Source organism: Rhodococcus sp. RCBS9, from assembly GCF_029457415.1.
Lineage (GTDB): Bacteria > Actinomycetota > Actinomycetes > Mycobacteriales > Mycobacteriaceae > Rhodococcus_F > Rhodococcus_F qingshengii.
The window spans coordinates 320,215-337,252 of the sequence record NZ_CP120422.1 but is presented as its reverse complement, the minus strand read 5'-3'; the positions used below and the strand labels follow the sequence as shown (position 1 = coordinate 337,252).

The window sequence follows — 17,038 nt, the reverse complement described above, 5'->3', positions numbered from 1 at the left end:
ATCGACCACTCCGCGGAATCCGGTGTCTGACATGACTATAACCCTGCCTATCGGCCTTTCGGTGACTGCTCGCGTCCCGGCCTCGAGTGCGAACTTGGGGCCGGGGTTCGACACCCTCGGCCTGGCGTTGGGGTTGTACGACGAAATCGTGGTCACCACAACGGATTCAGGCCTTCAGATTCGCGTCGAAGGTGAAGGCGCTGCCGACGTGCCCTGGGGTCCTTCGCATCTCGTGGTCCGCGCCATCGAGCGTGGTCTCGAGGCGGCCGGAGTGTGGGCCAGTGGCCTGGACGTGTTGTGCCGCAACGCGATTCCACATTCGCGCGGGTTGGGATCCTCGGCTTCCGCGGCTGTCGGTGGATTGGCAGCAGCCAACGGTCTGGCGCGCGCTCTCGATGCCGAGATCGGCTTGACGGAAGAGCAGTTGGTTCAACTCTCGTCCGAGTTCGAAGGTCACCCGGACAACGCGTCTGCCAGTGTTCTCGGTGGCGCAGTCGTCTCGTGGAGTTGCCCACCGGCCGTCGAAGGCGACGAGCCGATCTACTCCGCGGCGAAACTCGACGTCCATCCCGACATCCGTGCTGTGGCACTGGTTCCCGAGGAGCGGTCGTCCACCGCACACACTCGCGGGCTCCTGCCCGAATTGGTTCCGCACCAGGATGCCTCGTTCAACGCGAGCCGCAGCGCGCTCGCCGTCGTTGCGCTCACTGCTCGGCCCGATCTGTTGATGGCGGCCACCGAGGATCGCCTGCATCAGGCACAGCGCGCACCCGCGCTTCCGCTCACGACGCGATGGATCGGGATCCTGCGCGAGGCGGGTATTGCTGCGACCGTTTCGGGAGCCGGCCCCACCGTGTTGGCGCTCAGCACAGAACCTTTCCCCGTCGAACTCGCGGAAGCGGCGCGGGCAGACGGACTGCGTGTGCTCGAATTGGACATCGCCGACGGCGTCGAAGTATCCACGACGACGGTCTGATCCCTGCCTTGGTCCTGGTGATCGCCCACTACCGATCGGTAGTGAACTGACACACCCAGTCGTCCAAATTCTTGCCGGACTCAGGTTTGGGCGCTATCCTGGGCTATGTCCGTACATCGTGCGCGTCAGTCGCCGGTGCATCACCAGGGGGCAAAACTCCTTCCCAATCGGGGTCCACAGTCCTTGGCATGATTCTCGCAGGCATGATCCTCACGCTTGTACCTTCTCCGAAGGTTTGAATCCTCCGCGGATCGAACACTCAGAGGTTCCATCACTCTGGGGTTCAACACACGGGGGAGTGAATCGTCGACGAAGGCGCGTTGGGCAGGTTTGCGAGCGCATGAAAAGTTTGAGGCGAGAGTTTCCGACAATCATGTGACGGCGGACAAGCCGGCAGTTCTGGACAGCAACCACGTACGGCACCACCGAGTTCGGTATTCAATCGAACTGCGGGACGAACCCTCGACTTTGCGCAGTGCGAGTGAGGGAAGGAAAGGACCTCCGTGACCGATACGGACCTCATCGCCACTTCTGCACCCGCCGGGTCGGAATCAGGCGACAATTCTCAGGCGTCATCTTCAGCATCGAACGGTGCGGTGGCGACCTCCACGAAGCGTGCCGAAACGCGCCGTGGTGCCGGACTCTCCGGCATGGTGCTCACCGAACTCCGCACTCTTGCGGGTGAACTGGGCATCAAAGGCACTTCCGGCATGCGCAAGGGTGACCTGATCGCAGCCATCAAGGAGCGCCAGGGCGGCAGCGCAAAGGCTGCACCCGCACAGAGTGAACTCACTCTCGACGACGCACCCGTTGCGCGCACTCGTGCCAAGAGCACTCGCGCCGCACGCACCGAAACCCCCGCAGCCGAAACAGCTCCGGCAGCCGAATCGGCTCCTGCCGAGGCCGCGCCTGCGCGTACCGAATCCGCCGAGGATTCCGATCAGAGCGCACCCCGTCGCGGACGTCAGCGTCGCGGCGCCGCTCGTCGTGCAGGTTCACCCGACCAGGGTGAACTGAGCATCGAGCAGGAAGCTCCTTCGGCGAAGTCCGACGCGGACACCGCGAAGGCCGCCGATACCTCGAAGGTCGCCGAGACCGCCAAGGCCGAGGCTCCGGCCGAGCGTCCTGCGCGCACCGAGGGCAAGTCCGACGCTGATCAGGCTCCCGCCGAGCAGGGCAACGAGCGTCCCCGTCGCGAGCGCAACCGGGACAACCAGGGCCAGCGGGACAACCAGGGCCAGCGCGAGAACCAGGGCCAGCGCGAGAACCAGGGCAACCGGGGCAACCAGGATCGCCAGGATCGCCAGGACCGTCAGGATCGCGGCAATCAGAACAACGCCGGCCAGAACAACGCCGGTCCTCGCACGGACAACCGCAACAACGGGCCGGACGACGACGAAGAGGGTGGACGCGGACGCCGCGGACGCCGTTTCCGCGAGCGCCGTGGCCGTGGTCGCGATCGCGGTGAGGGTGGTGCACCCAACGATTCGCGCGAGACCGAGATTCGTGAGGACGACGTCCTTCAGCCGGTCGCCGGCATCCTCGACGTCCTCGACAATTACGCCTTCGTGCGTACGTCCGGGTACCTCGCCGGTCCCAACGACGTCTACGTCTCCATGAACCTGATCCGCAAGAACGGCCTTCGCCGTGGCGACGCCATCACCGGTGCCGTCCGCGTCTCGCGTGACGGTGAGCAGGGCAGCCAGCGTCAGAAGTTCAACCCGCTGGTCCGTATCGACACGGTCAACGGCGGCGACGTCGAGGCCGCGAAGAAGCGCCCCGAGTTCAACAAGCTCACGCCGCTGTACCCGAACCAGCGTCTGCGCCTCGAGACCGAGCAGCACATTCTCACCACGCGTGTCATCGACCTGGTGATGCCCATCGGTAAGGGCCAGCGCGCCCTCATCGTGAGCCCGCCCAAGGCCGGTAAGACCAGCGTGTTGCAGGCGATCGCGAATGCCGTCGCCACCAACAATCCTGAGTGCTACCTGATGGTCATCCTCGTGGACGAGCGTCCCGAGGAAGTGACCGACATGCAGCGCAGCGTGAAGGGTGAGGTCATTTCCTCCACCTTCGACCGCCCGCCGGGAGATCACACCGCAGTTGCCGAGCTGGCAATCGAGCGTGCGAAGCGCCTGGTCGAGATGGGTAAGGACGTCGTCGTACTGCTCGACTCCATCACGCGTCTGGGTCGTGCGTACAACAACTCCTCGCCGGCGTCGGGACGCATCCTCTCCGGTGGTGTCGACTCGACGGCGCTCTACCCGCCGAAGCGTTTCCTCGGTGCTGCCCGCAACATCGAGAACGGTGGATCGCTCACCATCATCGCTACCGCAATGGTCGAGACCGGATCCACCGGCGACACCGTGATCTTCGAAGAGTTCAAGGGCACCGGCAACGCCGAGCTCAAGCTCGATCGCAAGATCGCCGAACGCCGCGTGTTCCCGGCCGTGGACGTCAACCCGTCCAGCACGCGTAAGGACGAGTTGCTCCTGAGCCCGGACGAAGCTGCGGTGCTGCACAAGCTCCGCCGCGTCCTGTCCGGTCTGGACTCGCATCAGGCCATCGATCTGCTGATCGATCGACTGAAGAAGAGCAAGAACAACCTCGAGTTCCTGATGCAGGTCTCCAAGACCGCACCGGGTGCGATCGACGACTGATCGATTCGACGTCAAAAGGCCCACAACCAGCTGGTTGTGGGCCTTTTGCGTGGGCGGAACAAAACCGAGCGACAGTGCGTTGACAACTTCGTACAGCCACCCCGAGGCGTGCGAGACGCGGATTATCCGGTGAGGTACCGCATCTGGCATACTGAACGGCCGAGTCCGGTTCCGGTTCACGATGTCGATTGGCGACGTCGACCCGGCGACCATTGAAAGGGACACCATGAAGGCAGGAATCCACCCAACCTACGTAGCGACCACCGTCGTCTGCGGTTGCGGTAACACGTTCGAGACCCACAGCACCAAGGAGTCCGGACGCATCAACGTCGAGGTTTGCTCGCAGTGCCACCCGTTCTACACGGGCAAGCAGAAGATTCTCGACACCGGTGGACGCGTCGCTCGCTTCGAGGCTCGCTACGGCAAGCGCGCAGACAGCAAGGTCCCGGCCACCGAGTCCTAGCTGTTCCGCCGACGCCCGATCTGCCATGCGCAGATCGGGCGTCGGCTTTTTTGTGCCTGCACTCGGTTTGCGCGTTTCCCGGGTCCCGGCGTCGAAATACCTTCAAGCGCGCACCGTAGGAATCGAAACTCAGAGCGGAGCGAACCATGGCAGGCGCAACCCAGCCCTCGGCCATCGACGACATCTTGGCGGAGCACGCCGGTCTCGAAGCACAGATGTCCGATCCGGCGCTGCACAACGACCCTGCCGCTGCCAGGCGCGTCGGTAAGCGGTTCTCCGAGCTCTCGCCGATCATGTCGACGTACAACAAGCTCACCGCTGCGCAGGACGATCTGGAAGCCGCGCGCGAACTAGCCGCCGACGATTCCAGCTTCGCCGCCGAGATCCCCGATCTCGAAGCCGAGGTCGCGCAGCTCGAGCAGACGCTTACCGATCAGTTGGCGCCGCGTGATCCGCATGACGGCGACGACATCGTCCTAGAAGTGAAGTCCGGTGAGGGCGGCGAAGAATCCGCGCTCTTCGCCTCGGACCTGGCCCGCATGTACGTCCGCTACGCGGAACGGCATGGCTGGCGCGTCGAGATTCTCGACGCGACGGTCTCCGATCTCGGCGGATACAAGGAAGCCACGCTGTCGATCAAGAGCAAGTCGGACACCCCGGACGGAGTGTGGGCGCGGCTGAAGTTCGAGGGCGGCGTTCACCGCGTCCAGCGAGTGCCCGTCACCGAATCCCAGGGGCGCGTTCACACTTCGGCTGCCGGCGTTCTGGTCTACCCGGAGCCCGAAGAGGTCGAGCAGGTCCAGATCGACGAAAGTGACCTGCGTATCGACGTCTACCGTTCGTCCGGCAAGGGCGGTCAGGGCGTCAACACGACCGACTCTGCTGTCCGAATCACGCACCTTCCGACCGGCATCGTCGTCACCTGCCAGAACGAGCGTTCGCAGCTCCAGAACAAGGCGCGCGCCATGCAGGTCCTTGCAGCCCGTTTGCAGGTAGTCGCCGAGGAAGCCGCGGACGCTGAAGCGTCGGCAGGTCGCCAGAGTCAGGTTCGGACGGTGGACCGTTCGGAGCGCATCCGCACCTACAACTTCCCCGAGAACCGCATCACCGATCACCGCATCGGATTCAAGTCGCACAACCTCGATGCGGTGCTCGACGGTGAGCTCGACGCACTTCTCGATGCATTGGGCAAGGCGGACCGAGAGGCGCGTCTCGCGGCCGAGTAGATGCAGACCATGACTGACCTCCATCCCGCCGGGAACTCGGTGAACCGCGTGTCGGTCGAGCGTGGCAGGCTGTACCCGTGAGTCGACTTCCACTTCGTTTGGCGCTGATCGAAGCTGCAAAACAGCTCGACGCCGCAGGTGTGCCCAGCCCACGCACCGACGCCGAGTTGTTGGCATCCCACCTGCTCGGGGTCGAACGCACGCGTCTCGGGCTGATTCCGTTGGTCGATCCCGAGGTCATCGCGGCGTTCGACGAGTTGGTTGCGCAACGGGTGAAGCGGATTCCGTTGCAGCACATCATCGGAGTCGCGTCGATGGGCAACATCGACGTCGCTGTCGGGCCGGGTGTCTTCATTCCGCGGCCGGAAACCGAACTGCTCATGGGTTGGGCACTCTCGTTCCTCGAAGGTTGCGGAAGCAAGCCGCCGGTAGTTCTGGACCTGTGCACGGGATCGGGTGTACTCGCGCTGTCCATCGCCGAGGCCCGTCCGGACGCCGTCGTTCACGCCGTGGAGAAGGAGCCCGCCGCGTTGGCGTGGGCGCGTCGTAATGCTGCCGACCGCGAGGCCGCCGGTGATACACCGATCCATCTGCATCAGGGCGATGTCACCGATCGGAACCTGTTGCCGGGGCTCGAGGGTGGCGTCGATCTGGTCGTTTCCAATCCGCCGTACATCCCGGAAGGCGCGCAATTGCAGCCTGAGGTCATGGATTACGACCCGCACACCGCGTTGTTCGGTGGCGTCGACGGTCTGTCCGTCATCAAACCCATGATCAGCAACATCGCGCGGTGGCTTCGAATCGGCGGCGCGGCAGGCATCGAGCACGACGACACCAACGGGGACGGCGTCGCTGCGCTGTTCTCGGCGCGCCGGGTATTCGGCGAGGTCGCGCAGCATCCAGATCTTGCCGGTCGTCCGCGATTCGTCGTCGCCAGACGTGTCGCCACCGACGTCGAAGCACAGCGGAATCGAACGCCCGAAGCGCAGAGTGAAAGGATGGCTGAGTGAGCACCGTGTACGACTGCAGTCAGACAGATTCCCGAACCGCAGGCTTGGCCGCCGCGAAGAACGCGCTCAAGGCCGGCCGACTCGTAGTTCTCCCCACCGACACCCTTTACGGACTCGCCGCCGACGCGTTCGACAGCGAAGCTGTCACGAGTCTGTTGCGCGCCAAGGGACGCGGGCGAGACATGCCCGTCCCGGTACTGGTCGGATCGTGGAACACCATCGACGGGCTCGTCTACAGCGTGCGCCCGCAGGCACGGGATCTGATCCGCGCATTCTGGCCCGGCGGACTGAGCCTGGTCGTCGAGCAGGCGCCTTCACTTGCCTGGGACCTCGGTGATACCCGCGGAACCGTCATGCTCCGCATGCCCCTCCACCCGGTTGCCCTCGAACTGTTGCGCGATGTCGGACCGCTTGCCGTCTCGAGCGCCAACATTTCGGGGCGTCCGCCGGCAACTACCGTCGAGGAAGCCCGAGATCAGCTCGGCGGATCTGCCAGCGTGTATCTCGACGGGGGCAAGGCCGAACACGCCGTTGCTTCCACGATCGTCGACCTGACCGGCAATTCACCGCGTATCTTGCGAGTGGGTGCCGTCTCGGCAGAATCCATCGCCGAGGTATTGGGCACCAGTCCGGAAAGTCTCGTAGAGGGAGTTTCGTAACGATGGTCGGCGCCGGCGGCGAGCGCGCGGGGGAATCCACGTATTGGGGACCGGATTTCGGTGAGCTTGCCACGGCAGACCCCGAGATCGCGGCTGTTGCGCTGACCGAACTCGAGCGTCAGCGCGACGGACTTCAACTCATCGCGAGCGAGAACTTCACCAGCCCTGCCGTACTGGCTGCCTTGGGTTCGACCCTGAGCAACAAGTACGCCGAGGGCTATCCGGGTCGGCGTTACTACGGCGGGTGCGAGTACGTCGACGTAGCCGAGAATCTGGCGATCGATCGGGCAAAGGCGCTGTTCGGCGCCGAGCACGTCAACGTCCAACCGCATTCGGGGGCCACTGCGAATCTCGCGGTGTACGCCGCATTCGCCAAGCCCGGCGACACCGTATTGGCGATGAGTCTGCCGCACGGTGGGCATCTGACTCACGGGTCTCGCGTCAGCTTTTCTGGGCAGTGGTTCACCACCGTTCCCTATCACGTCGATTCGGCCACCGAATTGATCGACTACGACGAGGTTCGCACCCTGGCTCTGGCGCACAAGCCGAAAATCATCGTCGCCGGCGCGACCGCGTACTCCCGCACCATCGACTTCGCAGCCTTCCGCTCGATCGCAGACGAGGTCGGTGCGATCCTGTGGGTCGACGCCGCCCACTTCATCGGACTCGTGGCAGGCCGGGCGATACCTTCGTGCGTTCCGTACGCCGACGTCGTCTCCGCGACGACGCACAAAGTCCTCAGAGGCCCGCGCGGCGGAATGATCCTGTGCCGCAGCGAGCATGCCTCGGCTGTAGATCGCGCGGTGTTCCCCTTCATTCAAGGCGGCCCGATGATGCATGCGATCGCCGGGAAAGCGGTTGCGTTCAAAGAGGCGTCGACGCCGGAATATCGTTGGTATGCACAGGAAGTGGTTGCCAACGCATCGGCGCTCGCGCTGTCGTTGGAAGCTCGCGGTCTGCGCACCGTGTCCGGTGGAACCGACACACATCTGGCGCTTCTCGACCTGCGCGCAAGCGGTGTCACCGGCGTCGACGCCGAGCGTAGGTGCGGACTGGCTTCGATCACGCTCAACAAGAACGCGATTCCGTTCGATCCGCAGTCGCCCGCCGTCACGTCCGGAATCCGCGTCGGATCCGCGGCCGTCACGACCCAGGGTTTCAACCGCTCCGACATGAGAGTGGTGGGGGAGTTGATCGCGCGCGCAGTTGTCGCGGACCCCGCCACCACGTCAGGAGAGGCCGAGTTGGCAGCAGTTGCCGAAGGCGTTCGCGAACTGGTCCGGGCAAAGCCTGCCTATGCCCGCCAGACGGGTGATCTCGAGCAGTGATCACTTCCTACGAGGCGACCACGTATCTGGCACAGGGTGGCGGGGGAGCGGGTGTTCCCATCCGTGAACTTTTGCTCGTGCTGTGTACGGCGGCGGTGGTGACCTACCTGGCGACTGGCGCAGTCCGGTTGTTGGCGCTGAGGTTCGGCGCTGTCGCGATTCCTCGTGATCGGGACGTTCACGTCGAGCCGATTCCCCGTCTCGGTGGCGTCGGAATGTATGTCGGCATGGCTGTCGGTCTGCTGTTCGCGCAGCAATTACCCGCGCTCACAAGAGGTTTCGGCTTCGGCAGTCCTGACGTACACGCTGCGCTCGTAGCTGGCGCCGTCATCGTCCTCGTGGGTGTGATCGACGACAGGTGGGGCCTCGACGCCCTCACCAAATTTGTCGGTCAGGTGACTGCTGCCGGCGTTCTCGTGGTGATGGGCGTCAGCTGGTTCATCATCTACAACCCGTTCGGCGGTGACGGTGGGTCCACCATCATCCTCGATCAGATTCAATCCGGACTGTTCACCGTTGCTGTTGCCGTCGCGACCATCAACGCCATGAATTTTGTCGACGGTCTCGACGGATTGGCCGCCGGGTTGGGTCTGATTGCGGCGCTCGCCATCCTCATCTTCTCGATCGGTCTTCTCCACGATCAGGGCGGCGACGCGAGTGTCTACCCGCCGGCGATGATCGCGGCGGCTTTGGCAGGCGCTTGTCTCGGTTTTCTGCCACACAACTTCAATCCAGCGCGCATTTTCATGGGCGATTCCGGGTCGATGTTGATCGGTCTCATGCTGGCCGCGATCTCCACCAGTGCATCCGGTCGTATTCCGCTCACTGCCTACGGAACCCGCGACCTCGTCGGCCTCCTCGCGCCGTTGTTGCTGGTCGGGGCTGTGATGTTCATCCCGATGCTGGACATGCTCCTGGCCGTGATCCGCCGGACGAAAGCGGGCGTCAGTCCGTTCAGTCCGGACAAGATGCACCTGCATCATCGCCTCTTGCAGATCGGACACACGCACCGACGAGTTGTGCTGGTCATCTACCTGTGGGTCAGCGTCCTGGCGTTCGGTGCCGTCGGATCCTCGCTGCTCAATCGTCAGCTGGTTGTTGTACTCGTCGCGGCCGGTTTGGTTCTTGCGTTGTTCTTCACTGCGGTGCCTTCGCTGATCGATCGCAAGCAGCAGCGTCGCTAGCCAAGTTTTCCGATCCATTACCCTTGGGCATCGTGACGAACACGCCGCAGCCTGTACCTGCCTCGCAACCCATCCCTGATTCGACCGCCTCCATGAAGTCGGCCGTGAAGTGGGGTGTGATGGGGCTGATCGCGCTGGCCGTGGTCGGCGCGCTCCTGGGCGGGCTCTTCGCCGGTAAGGAAGGCGTCTACGGCGCTCTGATCGGCGCAGCCGTCGGCGGCGGGTTCATCTTGTTCACGGCGTTGGGCGTGCTGCTCACAGCGAAGCTGCCTGCGCTCACGGCCGGTGCCGTTCTGCTCGGTACCTGGCTGCTGAAGATGATTCTCGCGATGGTGGTTCTCTTTGTCCTCTCGGACATGGATTTCTACAACAAGACCGCCCTCGTCCTGGTCATCATCATGTCGCTGGTCGTGGTGCTCGGTGCGGAGACTTACGGCGTCCTGGGAACCAAAACTCCGTACGTCGATCCCGCTCCCAGCAGCAACGTCGACGACGACGAGTAGTACTACAAGAGGTAACTAATCGGACTTCCAGGTACCCCATCTACACAATGTCGTAGATGACTTGATAAGGTTCGGTTCAAGCGAGAGCAATGGTGGGCCGAGTAACACTCAGCCGACGATGCCATGTGCTCGCAGGTGGTCGAAATTCTGACCACTGAGTCGACGAGAGTCGCCGACACCGACAGACGCCAGGCCCCTCTAGGGTTCTCCAGCTGCTGACGAATGCGCGAGTCGAACTTGTCGACTTGTAGATCGTCAATGTCCGATCGAACCGCAGTCAATGATGGCTGCGGACCGACTACGGGAGAGAACGCTGAGCGTCACCACCCTGGCCGCGGATGAATTCCATGCGCCGTCACTAGACGATTTTTTCCCGCCCTCCGTGTTGATTCACGCGGGCCCCTTCGAGCTCGACCGTCTGATGCTGATTCGTCTGCTGATGTCGGTGCTGGTCGCAGCCTTCTTCGTGATCGCAATGCGCAGCCCTCGACTGGTTCCCCGTGGACTGCAGAACGCAGCTGAGCTCGCGCTCGACTTCGTTCGTATCAACATCGCCGAGGAGATCCTGGGCAAGGAACAGGGCAAGCGCTTCCTGCCGGTCATCACGACGATCTTCTTCATCGTGGTCGCCAGCAACCTGGCCAGCGTCATTCCCTTCCTGAACATCTCGCCGAACGCACGAATCGGTATGCCGCTGGTACTCGCAGCGCTCGCCTACATCGTGTTCAACTACGTGGGAATCAAGAAGTACGGCTTCTTCAAGTACGTCAAGAGCAGCATCGTCGTTCCCGGCGTCCCGCTGCCCCTGCACTTCCTGTTGGTGCCCATCGAGTTCATCTCGACCTTCATCCTGCGCCCGTTCACGCTGATGGTTCGTCTCATGGCCAACATGTTGGCCGGCCACATCCTGCTGGTGCTGTTCTTCAGCGCGACGAACTACTTCTTCTTCGTGTCCGGCGGATTCCAGGCGATCTTCGGTGTTCCGTCGATCATTGCCGGTATCGCATTCACGTTCTTCGAGCTGCTGGTCATCTTCCTGCAGGCTTACGTGTTCGCGCTGCTGACCGCGGTGTACATCGATCTGGCGCTCCACGCCGACGAGCACTGACCTTTTACCTCCTCACCAGCTACACCAAGAACTGAGCCTCTTGCCGAATCCGGCGGAGGTCAACAGAAAGGGAATGGAACACCATGAGCATCGCTTACCTCGCTCAGGAAGTTGTCGAGACCAAGTCGCGCGGCTACGGAGCCATCGGCTACGGCCTCGCAGCAATCGGCCCCGGCATCGGCGTGGGCATCGTTGTGGGCAAGGCAATCGAAGGCATGGTCCGCCAGCCCGAGATGGCCGGCCAGGTTCGTACCACCATGTTCCTCGGTATTGCATTCACCGAGGCCCTCGCGCTGATCGGCCTCGTCGCCGGCTTCATCTTCTAAGACCGACATGGCAGCCACCATCGCAATTCTCGCGGCGGAGGGGACGACTGAACACAATCCCCTCATCCCCGAGACATACGACATCGTGTGGTCCGCGGTCGCGCTCGTAGTAGTTGGTTTCGTCTTCTGGAAGCTCGTTCTTCCGAAGTTCCAGAAGGTCTTGGCCGAACGCACCGAGCAGATCGAGGGCGGCATCAAGAAAGCCGAAGACGCACAGGCGGAGGCAGCAGCAGCGCTCGAGCAGTACCGCGCGCAGCTCGCCGAAGCTCGTACCGAGGCAGCGCAGATCCGTGAGGAAGCGCGTACCCAGGGTCAGCAGATCATCGCTGACATGAAGGTTCAGGCGCAGGACGAGAGCGACCGCATCGTGGCCGCAGGCCACAGCCAGCTCGTCGCCCAGCGTCAGCAGATTGTCGCTGAGCTCCGCTCGGATCTCGGCAAGACCGCTGTAGACCTGGCCGAGAAGGTCATCGGGGAGTCCCTCGCCGACGACGTGAAGCGCGCCGGAACGGTTGATCGTTTCCTCAACGAGCTCGACACCGTCAGCGCTGATTCAGCCAGGAAGTGAGCAACATGTACGCAGCGAGCCGTGAAGCCTTGGCGCAGACTCGTTCTGCGCTGAGCAGTGCCCTGGGCGCCGTCTCTGCAGGAGCCGCAACTGCTGCTTCTGCTCAGGCTGGGTCCGAGCTCTTCTCGGTGGTCGAGGTACTCGACGGCCAGCGCGCTCTTCGCAGCGCGCTGGCTGACGCTTCGGCACCGGCCGCTGGTCGCCAGGCTTTGGCAGAGCAGTTGTTCTCCGGAAAGGTCGGCGCCGAGGCGCTCGCCACCGTGAAGGCAGCTGCAGGCCAGGACTGGTCTGCGGCCCGCGACTTGGTCAACTCGCTCGAACTGCTCGGACGCGAAGCTCTGCTCCGCGCCGCAGCCGATCAGAGCCAGTTGGACACCGTTGAGGACGAGCTCTTCCGTCTCGGTCGCATCGTGGCAGGGGATCCCAGCCTGGAGCAGACGCTCTCGGATCTGTCGGTTCCCGCAGCCCGCAAGCGTGAGTTCCTCTCCCGCTTGCTCTACGGCAAGGTCACCGCGGTCACCGAGGCACTCGCCGGACAGGCTGTCGGCCGGTTGAAGTCTGCACCCGCAGACACTTTCGATCAGCTGTCGAATCTTGCCGCAGCGCAGCGCGATACCACCGTTGCTCACGTTCGCAGCGCCTCGGCGTTGAGCTCGGAGCAGTCGGATCGCTTGGCGAGCACTCTTACCCGCACCTACGGGAAGCCGGTAGCAGTGCACGTCGAGGTCGATCCAGAACTCCTCAGCGGCTTGGTCGTCCGGGTGGGCGACGAGGTTATCGACGGCAGCGCAGCGGGTCGACTCGCAGCACTGCGGAAGAACCTCAAGTAGTCCTTCAGCCGAACACATACTCCAGATCTTTTCGAAGACCAGACACCGAGAGCAGGAAAAACATGGCGGAGCTGACGATCTCCTCCGACGAGATCCGTAGCGCGATCGACAACTACACCGCGAGCTACTCCCCGGAGGCCTCCCGTGAGGAGGTCGGCACAGTGACCGACACCAGTGACGGCATTGCGCACGTCTCTGGCCTGCCTTCGGCTATGTCCAACGAGCTGTTGGAGTTCCCCGGTGGAATCGTCGGCGTCGCGCTCAACCTGGATGCCACCGAAATCGGTGCCGTCATCCTTGGCGATTACCAGAACATTCAAGAAGGCCAGGAAGTAAAGCGCACGGGCGACGTTCTGTCGGTTCCCGTCGGCGATGCTTTCCTCGGCCGCGTCATCGACCCGCTGGGTGCGCCCATCGACGGCCTCGGCGAGATCGAGAGCACCGAGAACCGTGCACTCGAGCTCCAGGCCGCTTCGGTGCTCGAGCGCCAGCCGGTCGAAGAGCCGCTCCAGACCGGTATCAAGGCTATCGACGCCATGACTCCGATCGGCCGCGGCCAGCGCCAGCTCATCATCGGCGACCGCAAGACCGGCAAGACCGCGGTCTGCATCGACGCCATCCTGAACCAGAAGGCCAACTGGGATTCCGGCGATGTCAACAAGCAGGTGCGCTGCATCTACGTTGCCATCGGTCAGAAGGGTTCCACCATCGCGGGCGTCAAGGCTGCCCTCGAGGAGAAGGGCGCGATGGAATACACCACCATCGTTGCTGCTCCGGCATCTGATTCCGCAGGCTTCAAGTGGCTCGCACCGTACACCGGCTCGGCCATCGGCCAGCACTGGATGTACCAGGGCAAGCACGTTCTGGTCGTGTTCGACGACCTGACCAAGCAGGCAGAGGCGTACCGCGCCATCTCGCTGCTGCTGCGTCGCCCGCCGGGACGCGAGGCTTACCCCGGTGACGTCTTCTACTTGCACTCCCGTCTGCTGGAGCGTTCGGCGAAGCTGTCCGACGCACTCGGCGGTGGCTCGCTGACGGCTCTGCCGATCATCGAGACCAAGGCGAACGACGTCTCGGCTTACATCCCGACCAACGTCATCTCCATCACCGACGGTCAGGTGTTCCTCGAGTCCGACCTGTTCAACAAGGGCGTTCGCCCCGCGATCAACGTCGGTATCTCGGTCTCCCGCGTCGGTGGCGCTGCACAGACCAAGGGCATGAAGAAGGTTTCCGGTTCGCTGCGTCTGGAACTGGCTCAGTTCCGTGAGCTCGAAGCGTTCTCCGCCTTCGCTTCCGACCTCGACGCTGCCTCCAAGGCTCAGCTCGAGCGCGGCGCCCGTCTGGTCGAGCTGCTCAAGCAGGATCAGTACAGCCCGATCCCCGTCGAGGACCAGATCGTCTCGATCTACCTGGCCGGCGAAGGCATCTTCGACAGCGTTCCGATCGGCGACGTCCGTCGCTTCGAGAAGGAACTGCTCGAAGACCTCAAGCACTCGGCTGCTGGCGTCTACTCCAGCATCAACGGCGGTAAGGCACTCGATGCCGACAACGCTGCTGAGCTGATCGCCGCGACGAACAAGTTCAAGGAAGGCTTCATCGCATCCGACGGAAGCCGGGTCGTGAACGAAGCCGAGGCTGACGCTTTGGGCGCCGACGAGGTCGCGAACGAGCAGATCAACGTCAAGCGCAAGACCGTCAGCAAGTGACGTACGCGCCCATGACACTGCGAATTCCGAAGGGAGAGTGATTGATCGATGGCGAGCATTCTCGAATTGCGGTCTCGTATCAAGTCGGTCAACTCGACCAAGAAGATCACCAAGGCACAGGAACTGATCGCGACTTCGCGTATCACCAAGGCTCAGATTCGCGTCGCCGCGTCCAAGCCGTATGCCGAGGAGATCACGAAGGTACTCACCGAATTGGCGAGTGCGTCTGCTTCGCTCGATCACCCGTTGCTCAACGAGCGTCCGGAGCCCAAGCGGGCAGCGGTCCTCGTTGTCACCAGTGACCGCGGCATGTGTGGTGGCTACAACTCCAACGTCCTCAAGCAGGCAGAAGAGCTCATGGCTCTCCTCCGCAGCGAGGGCAAGGAGCCGGTCGTGTACGTGCTCGGTTCCAAGGGGCTCGGCTACTACACGTTCCGCGGCCGCGACATCGGTGCTGCGTGGACGGGCTTCTCGCAGGATCCGGGTTACTCGGATGCCGCGAAGGCCAGCCGCCACCTGGTGGAGCTGTTCATGGCTGGTTCGGGTAACCAGGTTGCCGCTCCGAACGGTGAAGGCACGATCGAGGGCGTCGACGAACTCCATATCGTCTACACCCGCTTCGTGTCGATGCTGACGCAGACTCCCGAGGTTCGCCGTATGGCTCCTCTCGAGGTCTTCGTGTCGGAAGAGCGCATCGAACTCGGTGACGACATGCTGACCAACGGCCACGACGACGACCATGACAATGGCCCCGTCGCGGACTTCAGCTTCGAGCCCGAGCCCGAGAAGCTTCTCGGCGCTCTTCTCCCGAAGTACGTCAGCACTCGTATCTTCTCGTCGCTTCTCGATGCTGCGGCATCGGAGTCGGCAGCCCGTCGTACTGCCATGAAGGCCGCGACGGACAACGCAAACGAACTGGTGAACACGTTGAGCCGTCAGGCCAACCAGGCTCGCCAGGCCCAGATCACCCAGGAAATCAGCGAGATCGTCGGCGGCGCCAACGCGCTCGCCTCGAGCGCAGGAAGTGACTAGCACATGACCGCAGCAGTAACCGAAAACAACGGGGCAGGTTCGGCTTCGGCCGTAGCCGGCCGCGTCGTGCGGGTCATCGGTCCCGTCGTGGACGTTGAATTCCCGCGTGGCGCTGTTCCTGAACTGTTCAACGCCCTGAACGCCGAGATCACGCTTCCCTCGGTCGCCAAGACGCTGACGCTCGAGGTTGCACAGCACCTCGGTGACAACCTGGTCCGCACCGTCTCCATGCAGCCCACCGACGGCCTCGTCCGCGGCACTGCAGTGACCGACTCGGGCAAGCCGATCTCGGTTCCCGTCGGTGACGTCGTCAAGGGCCACGTGTTCAACGCCCTGGGCGATTGCCTCGACACCCCCGGCCTCGGCCGCGACGGCGAGCAGTGGGGCATCCACCGCAAGCCACCAGCCTTCGATCAGCTCGAAGGTAAGACCGAGATCCTCGAGACCGGCATCAAGGTCATCGACCTTCTCACCCCGTACGTCAAGGGTGGAAAGATCGGCCTGTTCGGTGGCGCCGGCGTCGGCAAGACCGTTCTGATCCAGGAAATGATCACGCGTATCGCTCGCGAGTTCTCGGGCACCTCGGTGTTCGCAGGCGTCGGTGAGCGTACCCGTGAGGGCACCGACCTCCACCTGGAAATGGAAGAGATGGGCGTCCTCCAGGACACCGCCCTTGTCTTCGGCCAGATGGACGAGCCGCCCGGAACGCGTATGCGCGTCGCCCTGTCCGCACTGACGATGGCGGAGTACTTCCGCGACGTCCAGGGCCAGGACGTTCTGCTGTTCATCGACAACATCTTCCGCTTCACGCAGGCAGGCTCCGAGGTTTCCACCCTCCTCGGCCGTATGCCTTCGGCAGTGGGCTACCAGCCCACGCTGGCGGACGAGATGGGTGAGCTCCAGGAGCGCATCACCTCGACTCGCGGTCGCTCGATCACCTCGCTGCAGGCTATTTACGTGCCCGCCGACGACTACACCGACCCCGCGCCGGCTACGACGTTCGCGCACCTCGATGCCACCACCGAGCTTTCGCGCCCGATTTCGCAGATGGGTATCTACCCCGCTGTGGATCCGCTGAGCTCGACCTCCCGCATCCTGGAGCCCGGCATCGTCGGTGCCGAGCACTTCCGCGTTGCCAACGAGGTCAAGCGCATCCTGCAGAAGTACAAGGAACTGCAGGACATCATCGCCATCCTCGGTATGGACGAGCTTCAGGAAGAGGACAAGGTCCTCGTCGGCCGCGCCCGTCGTATCCAGAAGTTCCTCGGCCAGAACTTCATCGTTGCCGAGAAGTTCACCGGTGAGCCCGGCTCCGTCGTGCCGCTCCGCGACACGATCGAAGCCTTCGACCGCGTCTGCAAGGGCGAGTTCGATCACCTGCCCGAGCAGGCATTCAACAGCTGCGGTGGACTCGACGACGTCGAGGCTGCAGCCAAGAAGATGGCCGGGAAGTAGTCCA

16 protein-coding genes are annotated in these 17,038 nt (G+C 63.3%); all 16 read left to right on the top strand.

The genetic code is table 11. The features are described from left to right. Positions 1–31 precede the first annotated feature (31 nt). The 16 genes from thrB to atpD all read left to right on the top strand — a co-directional run bounded on the left by thrB (position 32) and on the right by atpD (position 17,034). Entirely contained in the window at positions 32–976 is a 945-nt protein-coding gene (gene thrB / locus P0M12_RS01670; protein ID WP_007726194.1) for a homoserine kinase, read from the top strand. 503 nt (positions 977–1,479) lie between these two features. After that, entirely contained in the window at positions 1,480–3,636 is a 2,157-nt protein-coding gene (rho, locus tag P0M12_RS01665) for a transcription termination factor Rho (RefSeq protein ID WP_277377392.1), read from the top strand. A gap of 226 nt (positions 3,637–3,862) precedes the next feature. Beyond that, a complete protein-coding gene (gene rpmE, locus P0M12_RS01660) occupies positions 3,863–4,099 on the top strand; it encodes a 50S ribosomal protein L31 (RefSeq protein ID WP_003941310.1) in 237 nt (78 codons plus the stop codon). A gap of 146 nt (positions 4,100–4,245) precedes the next feature. Beyond that, complete coding sequence (gene prfA / locus P0M12_RS01655) at positions 4,246–5,325, top strand: peptide chain release factor 1 (protein WP_003941341.1); 1,080 nt, start codon at positions 4,246–4,248, stop codon at positions 5,323–5,325. A gap of 77 nt (positions 5,326–5,402) precedes the next feature. Beyond that, positions 5,403–6,335: a peptide chain release factor N(5)-glutamine methyltransferase gene (prmC, locus tag P0M12_RS01650; protein WP_054186744.1), complete on the top strand. Its 933-nt coding sequence runs from the start codon at positions 5,403–5,405 to the stop codon at positions 6,333–6,335. After that, entirely contained in the window at positions 6,332–6,994 is a 663-nt protein-coding gene (locus P0M12_RS01645) for an L-threonylcarbamoyladenylate synthase (RefSeq protein WP_003941345.1), read from the top strand. The genes prmC and P0M12_RS01645 overlap by 4 nt, the downstream gene beginning before the upstream one ends. A gap of 2 nt (positions 6,995–6,996) precedes the next feature. Next, on the top strand, positions 6,997–8,322 hold the full coding sequence (gene glyA, locus P0M12_RS01640; protein WP_277377391.1) for a serine hydroxymethyltransferase: 1,326 nt from the start codon (positions 6,997–6,999) through the stop codon (positions 8,320–8,322). Next, positions 8,319–9,506, top strand: a complete 1,188-nt coding sequence (locus tag P0M12_RS01635) for an MraY family glycosyltransferase (RefSeq protein ID WP_003941359.1) — start codon at positions 8,319–8,321, stop codon at positions 9,504–9,506. The genes glyA and P0M12_RS01635 overlap by 4 nt, the downstream gene beginning before the upstream one ends. A gap of 92 nt (positions 9,507–9,598) precedes the next feature. Continuing rightward, positions 9,599–10,009 (top strand): hypothetical protein, encoded by a 411-nt coding sequence (locus P0M12_RS01630; RefSeq protein WP_007726213.1) that lies wholly within the window; start codon positions 9,599–9,601, stop codon positions 10,007–10,009. A gap of 280 nt (positions 10,010–10,289) precedes the next feature. Further along, the gene (atpB, locus tag P0M12_RS01625; RefSeq protein ID WP_003941403.1) at positions 10,290–11,117 is read left to right on the top strand and encodes a F0F1 ATP synthase subunit A; all 828 of its coding nucleotides are present in this window, start codon (positions 10,290–10,292) and stop codon (positions 11,115–11,117) included. A gap of 83 nt (positions 11,118–11,200) precedes the next feature. Beyond that, complete coding sequence (locus P0M12_RS01620; protein WP_003941327.1) at positions 11,201–11,443, top strand: ATP synthase F0 subunit C; 243 nt, start codon at positions 11,201–11,203, stop codon at positions 11,441–11,443. 7 nt (positions 11,444–11,450) lie between these two features. Next, entirely contained in the window at positions 11,451–12,011 is a 561-nt protein-coding gene (locus P0M12_RS01615; protein ID WP_003941337.1) for a F0F1 ATP synthase subunit B, read from the top strand. A 5-nt stretch (positions 12,012–12,016) separates the two neighbouring features. Further along, positions 12,017–12,841, top strand: a complete 825-nt coding sequence (locus P0M12_RS01610) for a F0F1 ATP synthase subunit delta (protein ID WP_003941304.1) — start codon at positions 12,017–12,019, stop codon at positions 12,839–12,841. Between the two features lie 62 nt (positions 12,842–12,903). Then, the gene (gene atpA / locus P0M12_RS01605; RefSeq protein WP_007726218.1) at positions 12,904–14,547 is read left to right on the top strand and encodes a F0F1 ATP synthase subunit alpha; all 1,644 of its coding nucleotides are present in this window, start codon (positions 12,904–12,906) and stop codon (positions 14,545–14,547) included. A 48-nt stretch (positions 14,548–14,595) separates the two neighbouring features. Beyond that, positions 14,596–15,579 carry a F0F1 ATP synthase subunit gamma gene (locus tag P0M12_RS01600; protein WP_003941320.1) on the top strand — a complete coding sequence of 328 codons (984 nt, stop codon included), beginning with the start codon at positions 14,596–14,598 and terminating at the stop codon, positions 15,577–15,579. Between the two features lie 3 nt (positions 15,580–15,582). Continuing rightward, positions 15,583–17,034 (top strand): F0F1 ATP synthase subunit beta, encoded by a 1,452-nt coding sequence (gene atpD / locus P0M12_RS01595; protein ID WP_003941349.1) that lies wholly within the window; start codon positions 15,583–15,585, stop codon positions 17,032–17,034. Positions 17,035–17,038 lie beyond the last annotated feature (4 nt).